The sequence below is a fragment of the Candidatus Liberimonas magnetica genome, assembly GCA_020523885.1.
GTDB lineage: Bacteria > Elusimicrobiota > Endomicrobiia > Endomicrobiales > JAFGIL01 > Liberimonas > Liberimonas magnetica.
This window is the reverse complement of record JAJAPY010000007.1, coordinates 82790-100989: the sequence shown is the minus strand read 5'-3', so window position 1 is coordinate 100989 and position 18200 is coordinate 82790. Positions and strand designations below refer to the sequence as shown.

The following is an 18200-nucleotide window of genomic DNA, read 5'->3' as shown; positions in this document are numbered from 1 at the left end:
TCTTCGAAGATGACAAGAAGTGGCAAGAGGTGACAGTGTAACTAGTAAAATTAACGCTGGAAGTGAATCGGCTCATAACCGGTTGTATTTGCTGTTGGACACGTTCCGACGAAGAGTATTTTTGACAACTCATCTTTGTTGCTAAAATACCCATATCGCGCAATTTAACTATGGACTTAACGAACTGGCCTTGTTTCATAGTGGCACCTAACTATTTCCTTTTCTTTTATTTATCCATTTAATCAACTCTGATTTAAGAATACGTATGCACCTGGGTGATATTCTAACCACAGGGAGATCTTTGTTTATGTATCTCCTAAGGGTCCGAATATCGCATTTCAAGTAGTTATCAGCTACTTCTTGGGGTGTTAACAGTTCATCTTCCATGATTCCTCCATACTTATAGGTTTCGTTAATGCTGCTTATGCCTAAATATTACCTGAAAGGTAAACCAGTGGATAGAGACTGAAAATGCGTGAATTAGTTTTAAATTATTGTAGGTTGCGACGATGAACGAATTGAGCGATTAATCCAGAATGTGTGAAAATGCGTGCCCTTTGATGTAGTTTATGAAAAGAGGAGAATAATTAAAATATATACCCTGTTTTTTAATATTTACAATTATATCTGGAGAAGTTTTGTCACGGATATCTCGTACAATTGAATTTACATTAGAATATGTAATTATGGAATCCGGAAGTATATCTCTTATTACATTGTCCATACTATTTTTTATCTCTTCAGGTTTTCGTTTAGTAAGATCTTTCCCTTCCCATGTTCTACAGAGTCCAGGTCTTTCAGTGCTATGAAGTTGAAAAGTATCGTGAAATAGTTTGGTTATGGTTTTACATACTACAATATGTTGTTGTTCACCTAACTTAATCTTTTTTCCTCGGTATGTTATTTCTCTACAATCTTCATAAACAATAATCTCATACCTAGACATAATGTCGCCAAATGCTAACCTTAGTGACTCGCGGAAATTGTTCATTATATCGTAATTGCTAATTCCTGGTGAGAGTGCCTTAATTCTACATAGATATTCGCGGATCAGTAACGCGTCCATTCTTATAAGGCTATCAAATTTATAGGTTATAGAATTAGTACTACCTGTTTTATTCATTATTTTTCCATTTAACAACTATTTCTCTCCCTATATATTTATACTTAAATTTTCCCATTTCCTGACATCGCAATTTATAATTTTTTTTCATGTAATAATAGAAAAATAATCATTTTGAGTTTTATGTATCTTGGACTAATTTCTTTATTTTCTAATCGTAATAGTAAGGAGGATTTAATCATGAAAACAGATAACTACACTTAGTCTTTTTATTAAAATCCAAGAACGGATCTGCTTTATAGTAAAACAAAAAAACCAGTGATATAGGTTCATCAAACCTGCATCACTGGTTTTTTATTTTCTGCGAAAAATTAATTAAAGGAGGGTATTGAAATGAGCAATTTGAACTTTTTTTCACTTGCACAACAAGCTAAACAAATAAAACTTCTTACCGAAACAGAAATAAGGGAGCTTTTAAAGAAAGACAGAGACAAGGCATTAGAGATTATAATTTTAAGAACAATGAGGCTTGTTTGCAACTATGTGTTCCGCTATATGAGCTTCTCTAAAAAATACGGGATTCAGCTCGAGGATCTTTACCAAACAGGGTGCCTCGCGCTAACTTTAGCCGTCTCAAAACATTCTTTTAATCGAGGATACTTCTATCATTATGTGACGAAAGTAATAAAGGCCTATATTTTCAATGAAATTTTTTCTAAGAACTTTGGATATTCGAGAAGGCTATGTATTAAGAAAATGAAACTACATCAGGACATAAATCCAACAGATTCGTTAGAAAAGATAATATTGGACAACACTGAGGATGGTCATCCACTATTATTACAGGATATTATTCCAAGTCAGGAAGACAGTAATGCGTACCTTATAATGGAAGTCAATAACTTGCTTTCTAAGTTAAGTAGGGATCAAAAGGCACCTCATAAATTGTCTCGGGAAGTAATAGAACTACGCTATTCGATAGGTCCCAATAGGCGGTATTTAAACAAACCAATGAGTCATGTCGAAGTTGGCCATATCTTAAACATCTCAAAAGAAACGGTCAGAAAGATCGAGTTAAAGACAATTGAATATTTACGCACTCTTTAAGTTGCCGATTTGGCACAACTGGTTTACTATACAGTAGTAGGAAATCTAAACAGGAGGTACAACAGTATGAAAAATAGTTTTTTAATTAAAAAGTACACCAAAACCGTTTTTCCGTATTTTAGCGGTAATGGCGCAGCATTCCACGCTGTTCTGGCAGAGTATAAAGGTAAGAAACCCTTTATTATTAAGAACAAATTTGGGTCTGACGAGAGTATAAACTCATTTGCAAAAATTATCGGTGTAAAAAAGGCCTATGATTACTATCTTGCAGGGAAACAACCTGCAAAAAATAACGAGTATACGTTTGCGTTCGCTTCTCGTGATGCATTTGGAGGAAAACCAATCGTCAAAGAAATGGAATCAAAAAACAGAGAAAGAGCCTTCAGTATATCCTGGAAAGATAATTTCGGCACTAAACAGCAGGCTTCTTATGTCTGGGGCTGGATAAGTCCCGTAATGTTCAGTTCATTGAGCCATATTGGCACTCAGCAAAGTTCACTTGAAGTTAAATACTCTACAAAGAAACTTGTTTACCAAATAATGTACCACAGGTTTTATCCTTTAGAAAATTGCCTGGAACTGATAAAGGTCGATCTAAAAGGGCATGAAGATAAAATAGGCCCACTAAAGGAGACTAGTTACAAAAAGTCTGATTTTGCCTTTAAAATGGATGGCAATTTCCATTTTAAGTGCTTTCAAATCGAGGTTGACAATCCACCTATTGGACACACTTATAAGGTTGTTTGGAAATTGGGACTAGATCAGATGATAAAATATCTAGAATGGCTTGAAGCCAACAGATAAGGGAGCACAAAGGAAAATTCTATGAAAGAAAGATTATTAATCAAAGAGTATTGTAAATGCATCGTACCATCCTTTAGCGGCTATGGGGCAGTATTTCATGAAATAACTGCTGCTGTTAAGAATTGTTCTGAGCCTTTTGCCATAGATCATACCTTTGGCTGGGATGAAGGCTTAACCCCATGCCTCGGAAGTATTGAAGAAGCCCAGAAAAGGTTCTTGAGCAAAAAACAACCCAAGAACAGCAATGAGTACAGTTTCCATGTTGCATCAAAACAAGGATTTCGCAATGAGGGAATAATCAAGGAGGTTTCTACTGATCAGCCATATAAAACATTCAGGTTATTCTGGGATCTGTCTTTTGGCTTTAGAAGTGAAGCAAAATATATCTGGTGCTGGATAAGCCCGGTAATGTTTACTACATACAAGAAGAAAGAAACTCGGCATAGTATGTTAAAGGTTGAATATCCCACAAAGAAACTCATATTTAAAGCTATTTTCCATAGGTTTTCCCCTGTAGATACTAATCCTGTGCTTGTAATTGTTAAAGATAACGGAAAAGAGCATAAGATTGGAACACTCAAGGAAGTTAACCTCTATAAAGAGAACCTAGGATTCAATCTTAAACAAAAAGAAAGTTTTAAATGTTACACGGCTACTGTTAAAAATCCAAAAGTAGGACAGGTATATAAAGTTGTATGGAAAAATGGTTATAAAGCATTAGCAAAATATCTCGGCTGGTTTGGAGCCGACAAAACCAAGGGAGGTGATTAGTATGCAGGTAAAGGAAATATCCGTTAAAAAACACATTAACCTGCCTGATGGGCAGGGTATGGACATAGCAGTATCAGGTTGCGCTGAGATCGGTCTTGATATGAATCTAGCAAAGCTTGAGTTACAGAATGTGTTGAACAGCGGTGTCTTGACCGTCTTGAAAAATGAAATACTGCGACCTATCGAAGAAAAGTATGCAAAACCTGTTCAAAAACGGGAAATGGAAGCAATCTAAATAAAATGTTCTTTAACACTATGCCGGCCAACCACCGGCATAGTGTTTTAGATGAAAGGATTATTCATGAAAAAAGCAATAAGACTTAAAGGCATCATTGGAGTGTTTAGAGGCAAAAAAGATGTGGCTAGAAATCATGACAAGTATTTGATTGAGGATGAACCAAGAAAAAATTGGTCAAAGAGTTTTAAACTAATGAAAAAAAGAAAGGAAAATAAAGATTTATTATCCAAATAATCTAAAGGGAGAACGATAGAGAGGTAAAAATATGAAAATAATGGTAACTTCCGATCTACATGGTAACACATGGAAATATGAAATGCTCTATAAAGAAGCCTGCAAAGTGCGCTCCAGCATTGTTATCAACGCCGGAGATATGTTCCCTAATGATAATAATCTCTACAGCCAGAACGAATATATCCAAAACCAGATAAATGCGCATTTTAAGGCCTTTAACAGCGATAGAATTCACTACCTATGCTTTCCTGGCAACGATGATCTTATGGTATTTGATAACCTGTTTCAGGAAGTGTGCGATAGGTATGAATATGTCAAGAACATCGCTCAGCGTAGAATTCAAATTGAAGGGTATGATTTTATCGGAATGAATTGGGTAGTTGACTATCCGTTCCTACTCAAAGATAGGTGCCGGAAAGACACGGAGGATAGTGAAATAGGATTCCAGAAAGGCACGGCTCTGCATTCAACAGAAACCGGTTTAAAGGAAATTCCAAACTGGAAGCAATATGTAGCAACTCTTCCTACAATAGAAGAAGAGCTTGAGAAACTCGAGCGGCCGGTTAATATGCAAAAGGCAATCTATGTTACTCATATGCCGCCGTGTAATCTAGAGCTGGACGTTTGCATAAATAAAGAAAGAGTTGGTTCTGAAGCATTGTATTTTTTCATCAGAGACAATCAGCCTCTGTTAACCCTTCACGGTCATATTCATGAATCACCTGCCATGACAGGCTGCTGGAAGGCTCAATTAGATTCAACTATCTGCATCCAGGCAGGACAAACAGAGGATCTGGTCTACGTGGTGGTTGATTTAGTTACAATGAAATGCGAGCGAGTGATGGTATAATGCAAAAAACAGTTAGTATACTTAGTGAAACCAGGCATAGCTTTCTTTATGTCCTAATTAAGTATAGTGTCGCTGGAATTCCTCTACCGTGAATGAGAGCGATTCTCTTCTTCTTTTTTATGTTGGTTAATCATGTTATCTACACCACGCACACATTCTTCCAGTGCATTTCTTAACTTCCCCGCAGGAGCAATATTTTTTAATTCTTCAAAACATTCCTTTTTTTCAATAAAAGCGGGTGGTATTTGCCCAACAGAAGAACTCCAACCATCTTCTGGGTATATTTTACTTCTAAGTAACTCTGCCATTTTTTCTTCGTATCTCAATTCCGCGCTTTTCCCAATAGCTTCTTTGAATGCGCCAAGATTCTTCTTATTTAATGGAAGACTAAATAAGCATTGCAGATATTCTAAAAAGTCATTTTTATTATAAAATTCGCTTTTAACATTATCAAAATACAAAGTTCCTGATTCATCCCGTAAGGACATAAATTGTTCAAATAACTTAGAAACACTGAAACTAATATTATTTTTATATTTCCTTTCCCATTCAAGTGCCTTTTTTATTGCAATAACAAAGCTCTCTTTTGTATTGATAAACTTGCTTGCAAATTCAATACCCCTATAAGGGATAGCCTTATATTCTGAATATGTTTTTATTTTACTTTCCTTCTCCAGGCGGGCTTCAATAAAACTAAAAAACTCACCCGCCTTGTTAAATAGAATGGCTGACACTTCAAAATCGTGGTAATCCAGCTCACTTTTATGTAAAAGAGCTTGACAAATAACATCATGAGTTATGCCAAAGAAATCACTAACATAATCACTATTTTTGTTGTGCAAAATAAATGCAATATAATCAATCGCTTTGGCTTGAAAACTAGAACTCAAGTGGTTCATCACATTTAAGACAATAACTGCCATAGACTTGGCTGAAATCTTGTCTTCGATAAAGCGCATTCTTTCCAATATTGACAAATTTAAATCATCAATATTCTTTTCTGCCACCGTCTTAATAATTTCACTTTTATTAAGAGATGGGATGTCATACGAAAGAATGTCTATAGCTATCTTTGCTTCATCTGTGGATATATGCGGAGTCAACAAAACTTCATCAATAATTATCTTCGCCATTTCAGGATATTTCCCAACCAAATCTTGAGTAATCGTATATTTGAATGCTAATGGAATATTTGCCCATAATTCTTTTTGATTTCGTATATGCCTAAATACTTCTGGATTTTGTTTAAACCACGCACGTAAAAATAATGCATTAGCAGATGAAACAGTTACCGATTTTCCTAATTTAGCAAGAAATATTGCGATGTCTTCTGAAGAAGAATATTTATTATTTAAAGCTACTGCATCTTTTTCAAAATCATTAACTGTCAAATACCATTTTCTCATTATATTATCTACAGTCCATGGCCATCTGTCTTTTACAGGAGCATTTTTAAATTTATCCTGAATATCATCTGTAATATCATACCTGGAAGTATAGTATCTAAAAATCCTATATTCAGGGTCATGTTTAAAATGATTAATAAGCTTCAAAGATATTTCATCCGAAACTTTCTGAAGAGCCCACCAACTAACCAACAAATCTTCATATAAACATAAAACATGATAATCTTTTTCTTTTTCTATGAGATTGTTCTTGTCTATAAACTCTAGCATTTCCTTTCTCTCATCATCAATTCTATCCTTTAAAGGGATATCAGATGAAACACCTGGACCAAAATGACATTCGCCTATTTCTTTTACGATATCAATACCCGCTAAACGCACTTCAGGGCGAACATCCAACAACATTTGTTTAACTATTTCAATTGATTTTTTTCGCATCAACAAGACCGGCTCGTTTACCATAAGAAAACGACTGCTAAATTGCACGCTATCATAGGTAGAATATGTCCATTCATGCGCTGAAGCCAACACTTCCTTTAAAGCCGCTTTTGAAAATTCAACTATCGGATGCAATCCTTTTAATGATTTTTCTATAATATCTAAAATCGGAATTATTTTCCTATCAATATTGTTTTTTAAAGGGGTAACAGCATCCCTGACTAGAGTATTCGGCTTGTAATTGTCATAAGTGCCAAGCTTTACCTTGTTTCGTATTTCTTCTAATATATCTACTATTTTTTGTCGCTCACAATCGCTATGAATTAATCGTATAATGATAAGGCCATAATCATCAGTGCTCAATTCAGGAGTATTTATATAAGCCCAAAGCATATCTAATGCCTTCTCGGGTACCAAGTAACAAATCTCTTCTAGATTTTCTAATATTTGTTTTTTCTCATAACCGCCATATTTAGTAGCATTGTCTATCCAACCGGAAACAATATCTGTTACCACAGGGACCAAACAATCTGGATTACCGTACTGCAAAGTCGCGCCCAAATTACAAAATATATTTTTCGAATGAGTGTCAAGCCAATACAGGAAAGCTTCTTTTCGTTCATTTTCTCCAATTTTCTGCATCGTTTCTAATAGATAAACATCACCAATCATATCTGGGATAAATCGTAAAACTGAACCGATTTTCCTAAGAACTCCATTTTTGTCAAAATTATTCAATATTTTCTCTATGTTTTTACTAGATATATCTACTATTTTTGATAGCTTAGTAATTGTTTGGCTGTCATTAATGTTTACTGGAGTAATCAAAGCTAGATGAAAAAGCAAATTCCCGACATCTCCCTTTTCTGTAGGCAAAATCTTTCTCGCGTCATTTAGTAAAGATTGAATAATGGATTGTTTAAAAGTTTGTAAATCAAAACTGTTCCGACCTTTTATGTTTAATCCGATTTGTATAATAAAATAGGGATTCGGATACTTTCTAATTATTTCATCTTCATTATCAATCTTATCTTTCTGCGCTGCTGCCCTTAATAATGTTTTTAGTTCGTCTTTTGACCACTCAGGAATAGATTTATAAATGGTCAAATCCCTACACCGAATAGAATCTATAATTTCTTCTAAATTAGACAATCCTATTGTTCTTAGCGTGATGACAAGTTTTGCATCTATTCCTGTCTTATTTATGCAATTCAAAATATCTTTTACATCACCCGCGCGGTCCGCATCATCTAATACAAAGACATATTTATGCTTTTTATGAGCACTATCTCTAACACCAATTTCATCCTGCATTGCATCTTGAACATTCCTTACACCATCTCGAATAAACCATACTTCCCTGTCTATTTTAGAATTAGCAACTTTTTTTGGAAATAGGCTTAAGAAATGGCTCTTCCCAAACCCTCCGAAAGCGCTAAGCACAAATATTTTATTACTATTGTCATTGAGAAATGCGATAACCTCATTAATGCGGTCTTCTACACTTTTAATACCTTGGGGAACAGTAATATTTGCAAGTCTTGTTTCTACCTTTTCAAAATATATAGTTGGAGGAACAAATAGCGGTACTGACGGACCATCAAAATAATATAAACGTAAAAATGGCTCCTGTTCAATCCTCAGTGTTAAGTCTTGCCCATGCCAAATCTTGAAAGTTTTTACATGCCTTTTGTTTAATGCTTCAATTTTAGTGATATGTTCGTCTCGCAATTGTGCACATGTCGCTAATCTAAGATGATCAACCTTATTTTTCTTAGCCTTTATTAATTCTGTCTTTACCCATTTTGTTAGCGACGGCATAGCAGCTTTTAAATTATGCTTAGTATATTTTGCCTGGATACAATACCGACCTTCTAAATTCTCTTTTGGATAATATCCTTCGTATTTACCATCCCACCCCCCATCTTTGCCTATGTAAGGGCTAAACGGCACAAAACCATAAGTTGAAGGACACTCCAAGAAAAAGAGGTGATTAACTAAATTTTGAAATGTCTTATCATTATTAACTTTTAACCAATCTATCATGCTATTTCTCCATGAGCCACGATATAAATCCGTGTATCAGGCTTGCCTAACTTGACTAGATCTTATTCCGTGTCTTGCTTCACTCTATCATTTTATTTCTTACTCCTACAATAAGTCCAATTAGTCAAGCACCGTTTACTTACCCGAACATACTATTTTCATAAGCTATTGGATGTATTTTGTTCTCCCTGTTGTCTAACTGCTTGGATTATAATCCATTTAAGCCGAAATTTGCTACGAATTTCGTTCCAAGGATATTTTACATTCTCATTTTTCTCTGTTATTGATTCAAATACATTGTCGTAATCTAAAAGAGTTTCAAAAACATTAATATCCATCACATCTTTTTCTGATAGCATGTAGTAGCCTTCAATACTTAACTTATACTTTACTATTAACGGATAAACATAAGACACAAACAATAAATGTTCCTGCATACTCCAAATAGGCTGATATGCATCGTTGCGTTTTCCATGGGCGCAGCCATTGCGTACTCTATATAAATCACGTATCCAGAACTCAAAGGCTGATTTACAATGGATAGTATTGCCAGATTTTGTTGTTAAAGAATATCCAGACAAATCATTAATTCTTCCACCTATATCTGGATTAAATAATGGGGAAAGTTTGTCGACAAGATCATCTTCTTTATAAGAAGAATCACAGATTCTTTGGAAAGCACTTGCTATCATTATTATTTCATGGTGCAGCATAATGTCTGTATTATCTGTATTCGCACGGTTAAAATTATCTATACCTTCTTCATAACATAACCAACCTTCTTTATTGCTTTGTCTTGCTTTAAACAAAGCATCTACTAAAGGGATATCGACATTAATAACTCCATTATCTGCATAATGAGGACGATATGTCATGTACTCTGATGTATCAAACACATTCATTCTATATCCGTCTCGTCTTCTAGTATTTATTGCGAAATATGGCTCAGGAGATTCTTTAAATGATTGAATAACTACGTTTGAGTTAGATGAGTTCCAATACGTATCTCCAAAGGAGAAGTATTGACGCATAGACAGAGTAGAGAATGTTATTAGGCTACAGAGAGAAAAAACATCGGACCTTTCATCATCAGTTAGGTCAGCAAATATTTCTTTGTCTTTCAATTGGACAATAACAGCAGCTGATATTGGTTTATCTTTGCTTATACAATAATTAGACATCACCTTATCGCACGTTTCTTGTTTTTCCTTATCTGCACCAAAGGGCATTCCCTGTCTTTGATAGCGAAGTAACTTTATTTCACCAAGATCAATATCACACTTTATTCTACACCATGGCATGATTATTAGCATTGGCATAGTCAGCCTCTATTATTTTCATTTTTGTATTCCAACACAAGTAAAACAAAGAAATAAATGAACGATAATACTGAAGATATTATGAGCCACCATTTAATCATGTTCCTATTTATCTGTTCTCCTATATAGCTTTTTACCCTAAGTATTTCATCCCCTGGGAGCATAGAAATACTTTTAATGACTACTATTTTTGTTTCGCCAGGTTTAAGAATAGGTATTTGAAGAACATTGTTTTTTGCATCAAAAACATATAGGTTATTGCTGGGAGTCTTTACTGCGGAAGTATACCCTATACCTTGATGATCCAAATTACTATATATTAACTCATGAATTCCACTGACACAACCCGGTTGAAATATTATACTTATATCTTTTGCTGGAGCATCACCTGCATTTCTAATTACAAATGGAGTCCAGAGTTGTCTGCTTCCATTAAATGAGTCTAGGAAATCTGTTTTTAAATCCCTGTCCTTTATTTTATCCAAAGCATCCTTAATAACATCTTTATTATAATTGTCATTGAAGTTAAAAACATTTTCGTAGTAATTGTCCTTTTCACTCTTGTACTTTTTAGGGGCCGGAATATTTAGCAAACTAAAAAAACTCCATGGGTCTCCGATATTTTCTAAATAGAAACTTGCTTCAGATGACACACTTAGATTATATTTATCATAACCTGCCATTACTAAAGTTCCATTATAATGATTGGTTTTCTTCTGTTCATCAGACAATGGTTTCCAATTTGCTTCATTGATTCTACCAATCTGATTCCATAGTTTTATAAAGTTCTTATTAAAATTAGTTTCTAATGGAAAAATAATAAAACGTCCATCAGGATCCTGAGACTCATCACAGAGTGGCACTTTTAAGTCTTTAAATAACGCTTCTACTTGATGGATTTTGTCATATTTGTTCCCATCTCTAATTCTCAATAAACCATAAAATAAATCCATTTTAACAGACACAAATGGATCATATCTCTCAATAACTAATTCTGGTTTATTTGTTAAATAATTATAAGCGATTAGGACAGCCAAAAGACCGGTTAATCCCAAAAATAGTTTGCTGCTTTCAATCGCAGTTTTTATTATTTTAATAATTAATTCTAATACTTTAGTCATATTTATTTAAAAATCCTATTTTAAATCTTTTTCATTAACTTCTTTCATCAACAAGTGAAAAAACTGGCCTACAACATAATTTGCCAATCCTTTATCTTTTGACAATCTATTCATAAACTCAATAGGAGGTTCAGCATTTTTCAATAAAGCCTGATCAATACTTTCACGCAACTTCATTCTTTTTACATCTTCAATATTGTCAGCTCGCATACTTGCCATTAATGCATCATCTTTTTTCAAAGATTCATACATTTCCTTTACAACCTTATCATCATCACCCAGAGCAATTGCATATTTATCATTTATTTCTTTGACAATTATTTCTAGTATCTCTTTTGTATCTTGCTTATTGCCTTTATGCCCATCACCTTGTGGGTTTTCAAGCATGGCATCTTCCGGCTTAAGCATTATGCTTCCATTTTCTTCTTCTTGAACTCTGTATTTATCCATATCCACCATTTGGGTCACTTCCAGAGGCAATGTTCCTTTTTCATAAGGCAAATACTTGTAAAGCAGTTTAGTAAAGAGATAAAACTTTTCAAGGTCTGTATCAATGAATGTAATGATTTGAGATACAAAGGAATACTGCCTAATGTATTTATTAAGATTCTTTCTAAACTTTGTTTTTTCGTCTATTGGCCGGTTTTTATAATTTTCATCAGCAATCTTCCTAAAAAACGGAGAAAGAACTTCCGACTTAACTTTCTTACGAACAAACATTTCAATAAAATAGGCAACTTGGTCAGTAGTAAACATATCCGCTTTTTCTATTTCATATTTTAGGTTATACAATTTCTGTTTGTCTGTAGCCTTATCAAGGCTAGTGCTTTGATAATAGTTTTGAAAATCATTTTGTATTTCTTCATGTTTATTAACAAAGTCTATAATGAATGTATCCTGTTTATTTTTAATTTTTCTGTTTAACCTGCTAAGGGTTTGAACGGTTGCAACTCCGCCTAATATTTTATCAACATACATTGTATGTAAAAGAGGCTGGTCAAAGCCTGTTTGGAATTTATTAGCAACTATTAAAATCTTGTATCCTGGCTTTTTAAACTCTTCTGCAATATCTTTCACCTTTGGCCCGTTCATGCCGTTTTCAGTATACTTTTCAGCATCTATTTCAACTGTCCCTGAAAATGCAACAAGTGTTTGTATGTTGTAGCCTTGTTCAATGACAATTTTATCAAAAGCTTTTTTATAAAGAACCGCGTGGGCTCTGGAGCTTGTTACTAACATTGCCTTAGCATTTCCACCTATTTTATGTATAGTTTTTTCCATAAAATGAGCCAGCATAATATGACTTTTTGCTGCTATAGCAAAAGGATGCTTATTTACTTCATTGATTAGCAAGCGTTTTGCTTTAAGCTTTTCAAACTCTTTACCTTCTTCGGCTTTCTCATTTTCTATTAACTCAAAATAAGTGCTCTTTGTTATGTAATTATCTAATACATTAAGAATAAAACCTTCTTCTATGGCCTGTCTCATGGTATATTCGTGAAAAGCACGATAACCTGATTTTTGAGTAGCATCAGGAATACCAAACAGCTCTAATGTTTTGGGTTTAGGCGTTGCTGTAAAAGCAAAAAATGAAAGATGTGGTAATTTCTGGCGGCTTGCCATTATTCTTTCCAATTCTTTTTCTACTGTATCCTTGGGCTCACCATTTTCATCATCTTGCGTAACAATATCTTTTAAGGCTTCTTCAGTTGTAAGGCTGATTTTTAAGTCTTTTATATTTTCACCGCTTTGGCTACTGTGAGCTTCGTCAACAATAATCGCAAAATGCTTTCCATTTAGACTAGCTATTTCACCTATATAACCAAATTTCTGCAAAGTACTGATGATGATTTTATCGCCTTCGGTTAAAGCCTTGATAAGTTGTTTACTGCCTTGAGTAATAGTTTTTACAGTTCCATTTATTTTCTCAAACTGCTTAATTTGCCTTTGCAGTTGCCTGTCTAATACTATGCGGTCGGTAATTACAATAATACTGTCAAATATCGGCTGCTGGTTTGTTCCAAACACATTGGATAGCTGATGTGCTAGCCAGGCTATAGTTTTACTCTTACCGCTTCCCGCACTGTGCTGAATCAGATAATTTTTGCCGGTTCCATTTTGTTTTACATCTGCCACTAACTCACAGACACAGTCTCTTTGGTGGTAACGGGGAAATATTGTTGTTACTTCTTTAGTTTTTTCATCCTCTTCAATAAAAACGTAATTGTTCAGTATTTCTAATAAACTATCTGCCTGCAAAACCTCTTCCCACAAGTAACTACTGGCAAATTTATCATTAATAATTGGGTTTATTGTATCACGATTAAACGGAAGAAATCTGGTATTACCATTTTCTAATTTTGTAGTCATTAAAGCTGTATTGTTGTCAACCGCAAAGTGAACCAAACAATTTTTCAAGAATGGATCTTTACTGTCTCGCCTTTTGCTATATTGCTCAACAGCATGAGTTATATTTTGTCCCGTAAATTCGTTCTTTAATTCCAGGGTAATAATTGGAATACCATTGATAGCAATAACTAAATCTAGGCTCTTATCTGGGTATTGTGCGCTATAATGCACTTGCCGAACTATAGAAAACCTATTTGCTTCATATTTAATTTTATGGTCAGGATTTAAGCCTGATGAGGGTTTGAAAGATATAAGTTTAATGCTTGCACCCTGCAAAACAAAGCCTTCTCGTATTAAATTGAGTACACCTCTCTTATCCCGCAGCTTAGCGTATTCATCGGCTACTGCTTGCATTGTATTTGAAGGGAATTGCCTTTGTATCTTTTGCCAGGTCTCAGGCTGGGTATTTTGAATGAATTGCTCTAATAATTCAATATCTAAAAGATAGTCTAAATTGAAGTGGCCGCTGTCCCTTGTTGTATAGAGTTTACTGCCTTTTAGGAAGTCAACCACTGTATCTTCAAAATTAATTTCTCTTGTTTGGCTCATTATTGTTTCTCCTTCTTTTTTGGCTGCCAATCTCTCACATCAATTTTTCCTGTTACTGCTTGGCTGATCAAGGATGCTCTATATTCCTGCATTAAATCTATTTGCTTTTGGTATTTGGAGATAAGGGTATCCATTTCTGTTCTGTACTTATCAAGGTATTTAATAATTTCTTTTTGTTCTTCAATAGGTGGTAACGGTATACGGTAGCGTTCAACATTCTTTACATTTAAGTTTCCTTGCCCGCCACCAACAACTGTGCCTTCGTGATTTAATTGATAGCAATATTCAGTATTAAAAAAATAGACTATATATTCGCTTAATATTTCCTTGTTTGGTCTGATATGAGTTAAACTTACATAAACAGAGAATTCTAAATCCGTATCAATTATACAAGCCTGTCCTATTCCCGCACCAACTCTGGTTACTAATACATCACCTTTTTGTGGCTTTTTGTATCTTGTAAGCTGCTTGTGTAGTGCTGGTTTTATATAACTATATTTAGACAAGTCCATTGCAAAAGGTCTGCAATTTTGTGCTGAGAGGAATGCAACACCTTCATTTTCATCAACATATTCTGGGGTAGCCGCAACACCACAGGTAAGAATTGAAGTAAGACTCTTGAATTTTCTTATATCCCAATGCTCCGGTATTTCAGGGACATATTTAATATCAGCAGCTTTGAATTGTACTTTAGTATTGATACCTTTAGTAATTGCTTCGTTTATTTTGAAATGCAGTTGCTCTTTCAACAATTCAATCTGCTTTTGGCGGTTTGCAATAAAAGTATCTATCTGTCCTGTTGTATAATCAAGAAAACAAACTATAGATTTTTGTTCAGGTAGCAAAGGAGTAGGCAAAATTGCCAATCCAACATTTTCTAAACTTATGTTTGCTTGTGCTGTTTTCACAATTTCAATATTGTAATATTGCTTTACTGCATCGGAGTTTAATACATATTTGACCCACTGTAAATTATACTTTTTCTTTTTTACACTTATTATTCCAACCGCTTGATTTGTATTTGCAGGAACAATATCATCTTCAATTATAGCAACTCTTCCGATAGCTCCTGCGATAGCAATTATAACATCACCTTTTTTCAATTGTGACCTATTTAAAATATTATGAGTTTCTTCATCAATAAATGCACAATTTTCTTTAATAATAGTTCCAGTTTCTGATATGCATTCCACTTTAATAAAATTAATCCCATTATCTACAAATGCTTTACCAACTGTTGTAGGCGTAGTTCCTTTAGTAATTCTGTTAGAAATATATTTTAGTTTAATAGGTTCCCAACCAATTGGAATTTTTCCCAACCAATCCACTCCGCTTGGTTTATATGCTAGATATTGTCTCATTTAACGACCTCTTTAATTTCTTCAAGCAAATCTTCTGTTTGCTCTTCAAGGGCTTCTATATCCTTCATAATCAAACTCAAATCACGCAAAGGCTTGTACTCATAAAAGAATTTAGTAAAGGGGATTTCATATCCGATTTTGTCTTTTTCTCTATCCATCCAGGCATCTGGGGCAAAGGGTAATACTTCCCGTTCAAAATATTCATCAATATTTTCTTTCCATTTAATGCTTTCACTATCGCGAAGGTCGGTATCCTGCATCGGCTTTTCTTTCCAATCGCAAACCCTGCCTTTTTGTACAGGTATATTATAGGGATCTTCAAAAACGACTTCTGCTTCTTCGTCTTTTTCGCCAATGGAATCTCTATACATTTTAAGTAATGCTTTATTTGGCTTGGCTCCAAAAGCTTTTTCAAAAGTTGAAAAGAAATTAGCATCATTCATTTCTCTTGCTTTACCTTTAAATGTTTCAAGGGCCTTGACTATCTTTTCTTGTATAGCTTTGCCTTCAGAAATATCGGCTTTTGCGGATGATTTGTCTTTCTTTTTACTTGTGGCAAATTCTATAAATTTGGGGTGCTTTTTTAGTGCTTCAATTTTCTCATTGGTTATTTCATAAGCCAAACGCAAAGGCCGTTCAACGATTACTTTAGTATATTTAAAATCATCTACATCATAAATCTTACTGATTTCAATTGTACGCTTTTTGCTGTCTTCTTCTACTTCAATACTGTGATCTTTATAAGCTTTGTATATTTTGGTTATCAGGCTAATACCATCTTCACTTATTTCGTATTGCTTCTTGCCCAGGGATTTTATTTTCTTAGTGAAGTTTGGATGTATTGCATTTATTAATTGAACTTTATTTTTTCTATTTGCAGGTTTTTTATTGTTTAATATCCAAATATAAGTACCTATACCAGTACCGTAAAACAGATCTTTTGGCAATGCCACAATACAATCCAGCAAATCATTTGGCTCATCCATTATCCAGCCGCGAATATTGCTCCAGCCACCGCCTGCATCGCCATTAAACAAAGGTGATCCATTAAAAACAATACCAATAGTACTGCCCTGTGGGTTCATTTTGCTTATCATGTGTTGTAAGAATAAAAAAGAGCCATCACTTACATCAGGTGTTCCTGCACCAAAACGACCGCTAAATCCTTTTTCTTCGGATTCATTTTCTACAAACTCTCTTATATTTTTCCAGTCATCACCAAAAGGCGGATTAGTAAGCATATAGTTGAAAGTTTTACCAATGAGCTTGTCTTTGGTAATAGTATTGCCGTGCTTGATGTTGTCAGCGTTTTCGCCTTTCATTAAGATATCAGATTTGGCAATAGCGTAGGTTTGTTCGTTTATTTCCTGCCCAAAAGTATATACAGTAAGTTTAGGATTAACACTTTCCTGTAAATAGTCTTTTGCCGTAGTCAACATACCTCCTGTTCCACAACAAGGGTCATAAACATTTATACCTGCTCCTGCTTTTTGCAGTTTGCTTGTTTCGTTTGCAAAAACAAGGTTTACCATTAGTCTTACGATTTCACGGGGTGTATAAAACTGGCCAGCTTTTTCATTTGATGCTTCTTTTGATTTACGAATAAGTATTTCAAATATAGTTCCCATGTCATGATTACTTATTGTGTCCGGGCTCATATCAAGTTTGGTAAATTCAAAGGTAACGATATAAAGCAGTTCCTTCCTTAGTAGAGTTTCATAAATTGGAGAAAGCCCCTTTTCCGGTCCACCGCTAAAGTTAAGCAGAATATCCTTAATGCTTTCGTTGAAACCTTTTAGATATGCATCAAAATTTTCGCCAATGTTATCTTTATCTTTAGTTAGGCCAAGCAGGGTGAAAGCTGAGATGTTATAAAAGTTTTGCCCGGATGCCTTTTTCAGCAGTTGGTCTAATACTTCAGGAGTTGCTTTGCCTTTATATTTTTCATAAGTCTTAACAACCTTCTCATGAGTTTTTTCAAGCACGCAGTCAATACGCCTTAGCAGTGTAAAAGGCAATATAACTTCCTCGTAATCTTTCTCTTTGTATTCATCGCGGATATGTTCTTTAATACCCCAAATGAATTCTGATATTTCGTTATGTCTTTCCATTATTTAAACTCCTATTTCTCTATATTTTTCTTTTATATTGACTACTTTTTATTATCTTCTTTTCTATTTGACAAAGTCAAATTTGTTCATTAGCTTCCTTTACTATATTTAAAAGCAAAAACCACACTGTCTGATTCAGTATGGTTTTTATTATACTACTTTTAAGATAATTTTTCCTGTCATTTACTGCCCCCGAAATCTATAAAAACTTGCTCCATTCTTCGCTAAAGCTACGAAGGACACTGCCCTTCTGCAATGACATGACACAAATCGGCCACAAGCAGGGGGATATTTTGATATTTACCGACGACGGACTAAAAGGATGGGTAGGTTTTCGAGACCGGCGCCTTCAACCACTCGGCCACCTCTCCAA

14 protein-coding genes are annotated in these 18200 nt (G+C 34.5%); 6 read left to right on the top strand and 8 right to left on the bottom strand.

Features of this window, described 5'->3' with window-relative positions:
- Positions 1–207: 207 nt before the first annotated feature.
- Both LHV68_07355 and LHV68_07350 read right to left on the bottom strand, forming a co-directional pair.
- Positions 208–387, bottom strand: coding sequence for a helix-turn-helix domain-containing protein (locus LHV68_07355; protein ID MCB4791690.1), 180 nt, complete (start codon positions 385–387; stop codon positions 208–210).
- Between the two features lie 139 nt (positions 388–526).
- On the bottom strand, positions 527–946 hold the full coding sequence (locus tag LHV68_07350) for a hypothetical protein (GenBank protein MCB4791689.1): 420 nt from the start codon (positions 944–946) through the stop codon (positions 527–529).
- Positions 947–1456: 510 nt separating this feature from the next.
- On the opposite strand from LHV68_07350, the gene LHV68_07345 reads away from it, so the two are divergent.
- The 6 genes from LHV68_07345 (at position 1457) to LHV68_07320 (ending at position 5067) form a co-directional block, all read left to right on the top strand.
- Positions 1457–2170, top strand: coding sequence for a sigma-70 family RNA polymerase sigma factor (locus LHV68_07345; GenBank protein ID MCB4791688.1), 714 nt, complete (start codon positions 1457–1459; stop codon positions 2168–2170).
- Positions 2171–2236: 66 nt separating this feature from the next.
- Positions 2237–2974, top strand: a complete 738-nt coding sequence (locus LHV68_07340; GenBank protein ID MCB4791687.1) for a hypothetical protein — start codon at positions 2237–2239, stop codon at positions 2972–2974.
- 21 nt (positions 2975–2995) lie between these two features.
- Positions 2996–3745 (top strand): hypothetical protein, encoded by a 750-nt coding sequence (locus LHV68_07335; GenBank protein ID MCB4791686.1) that lies wholly within the window; start codon positions 2996–2998, stop codon positions 3743–3745.
- Between the two features lies 1 nt (position 3746).
- Positions 3747–3980, top strand: coding sequence for a hypothetical protein (locus LHV68_07330; GenBank protein ID MCB4791685.1), 234 nt, complete (start codon positions 3747–3749; stop codon positions 3978–3980).
- A gap of 66 nt (positions 3981–4046) precedes the next feature.
- Complete coding sequence (locus LHV68_07325) at positions 4047–4217, top strand: hypothetical protein (protein MCB4791684.1); 171 nt, start codon at positions 4047–4049, stop codon at positions 4215–4217.
- A gap of 31 nt (positions 4218–4248) precedes the next feature.
- Positions 4249–5067, top strand: a complete 819-nt coding sequence (locus LHV68_07320; protein MCB4791683.1) for a metallophosphoesterase — start codon at positions 4249–4251, stop codon at positions 5065–5067.
- 83 nt (positions 5068–5150) lie between these two features.
- Here the strand turns inward: LHV68_07320 and LHV68_07315 are convergent, their stop codons facing one another.
- The 6 genes from LHV68_07315 to LHV68_07290 all read right to left on the bottom strand — a co-directional run bounded on the left by LHV68_07315 (position 5151) and on the right by LHV68_07290 (position 17827).
- On the bottom strand, positions 5151–8957 hold the full coding sequence (locus tag LHV68_07315; protein MCB4791682.1) for a hypothetical protein: 3807 nt from the start codon (positions 8955–8957) through the stop codon (positions 5151–5153).
- Positions 8958–9115: 158 nt separating this feature from the next.
- Entirely contained in the window at positions 9116–10276 is a 1161-nt protein-coding gene (locus LHV68_07310) for a hypothetical protein (GenBank protein ID MCB4791681.1), read from the bottom strand.
- Between the two features lie 2 nt (positions 10277–10278).
- Complete coding sequence (locus LHV68_07305; protein ID MCB4791680.1) at positions 10279–11397, bottom strand: hypothetical protein; 1119 nt, start codon at positions 11395–11397, stop codon at positions 10279–10281.
- A gap of 15 nt (positions 11398–11412) precedes the next feature.
- Complete coding sequence (locus tag LHV68_07300) at positions 11413–14355, bottom strand: DEAD/DEAH box helicase family protein (GenBank protein ID MCB4791679.1); 2943 nt, start codon at positions 14353–14355, stop codon at positions 11413–11415.
- Complete coding sequence (locus LHV68_07295) at positions 14355–15716, bottom strand: restriction endonuclease subunit S (GenBank protein MCB4791678.1); 1362 nt, start codon at positions 15714–15716, stop codon at positions 14355–14357. Before LHV68_07295 ends, LHV68_07300 begins: the two co-directional genes overlap by 1 nt.
- Positions 15713–17827, bottom strand: a complete 2115-nt coding sequence (locus LHV68_07290; protein ID MCB4791677.1) for a type I restriction-modification system subunit M — start codon at positions 17825–17827, stop codon at positions 15713–15715. Before LHV68_07290 ends, LHV68_07295 begins: the two co-directional genes overlap by 4 nt.
- Positions 17828–18200 lie beyond the last annotated feature (373 nt).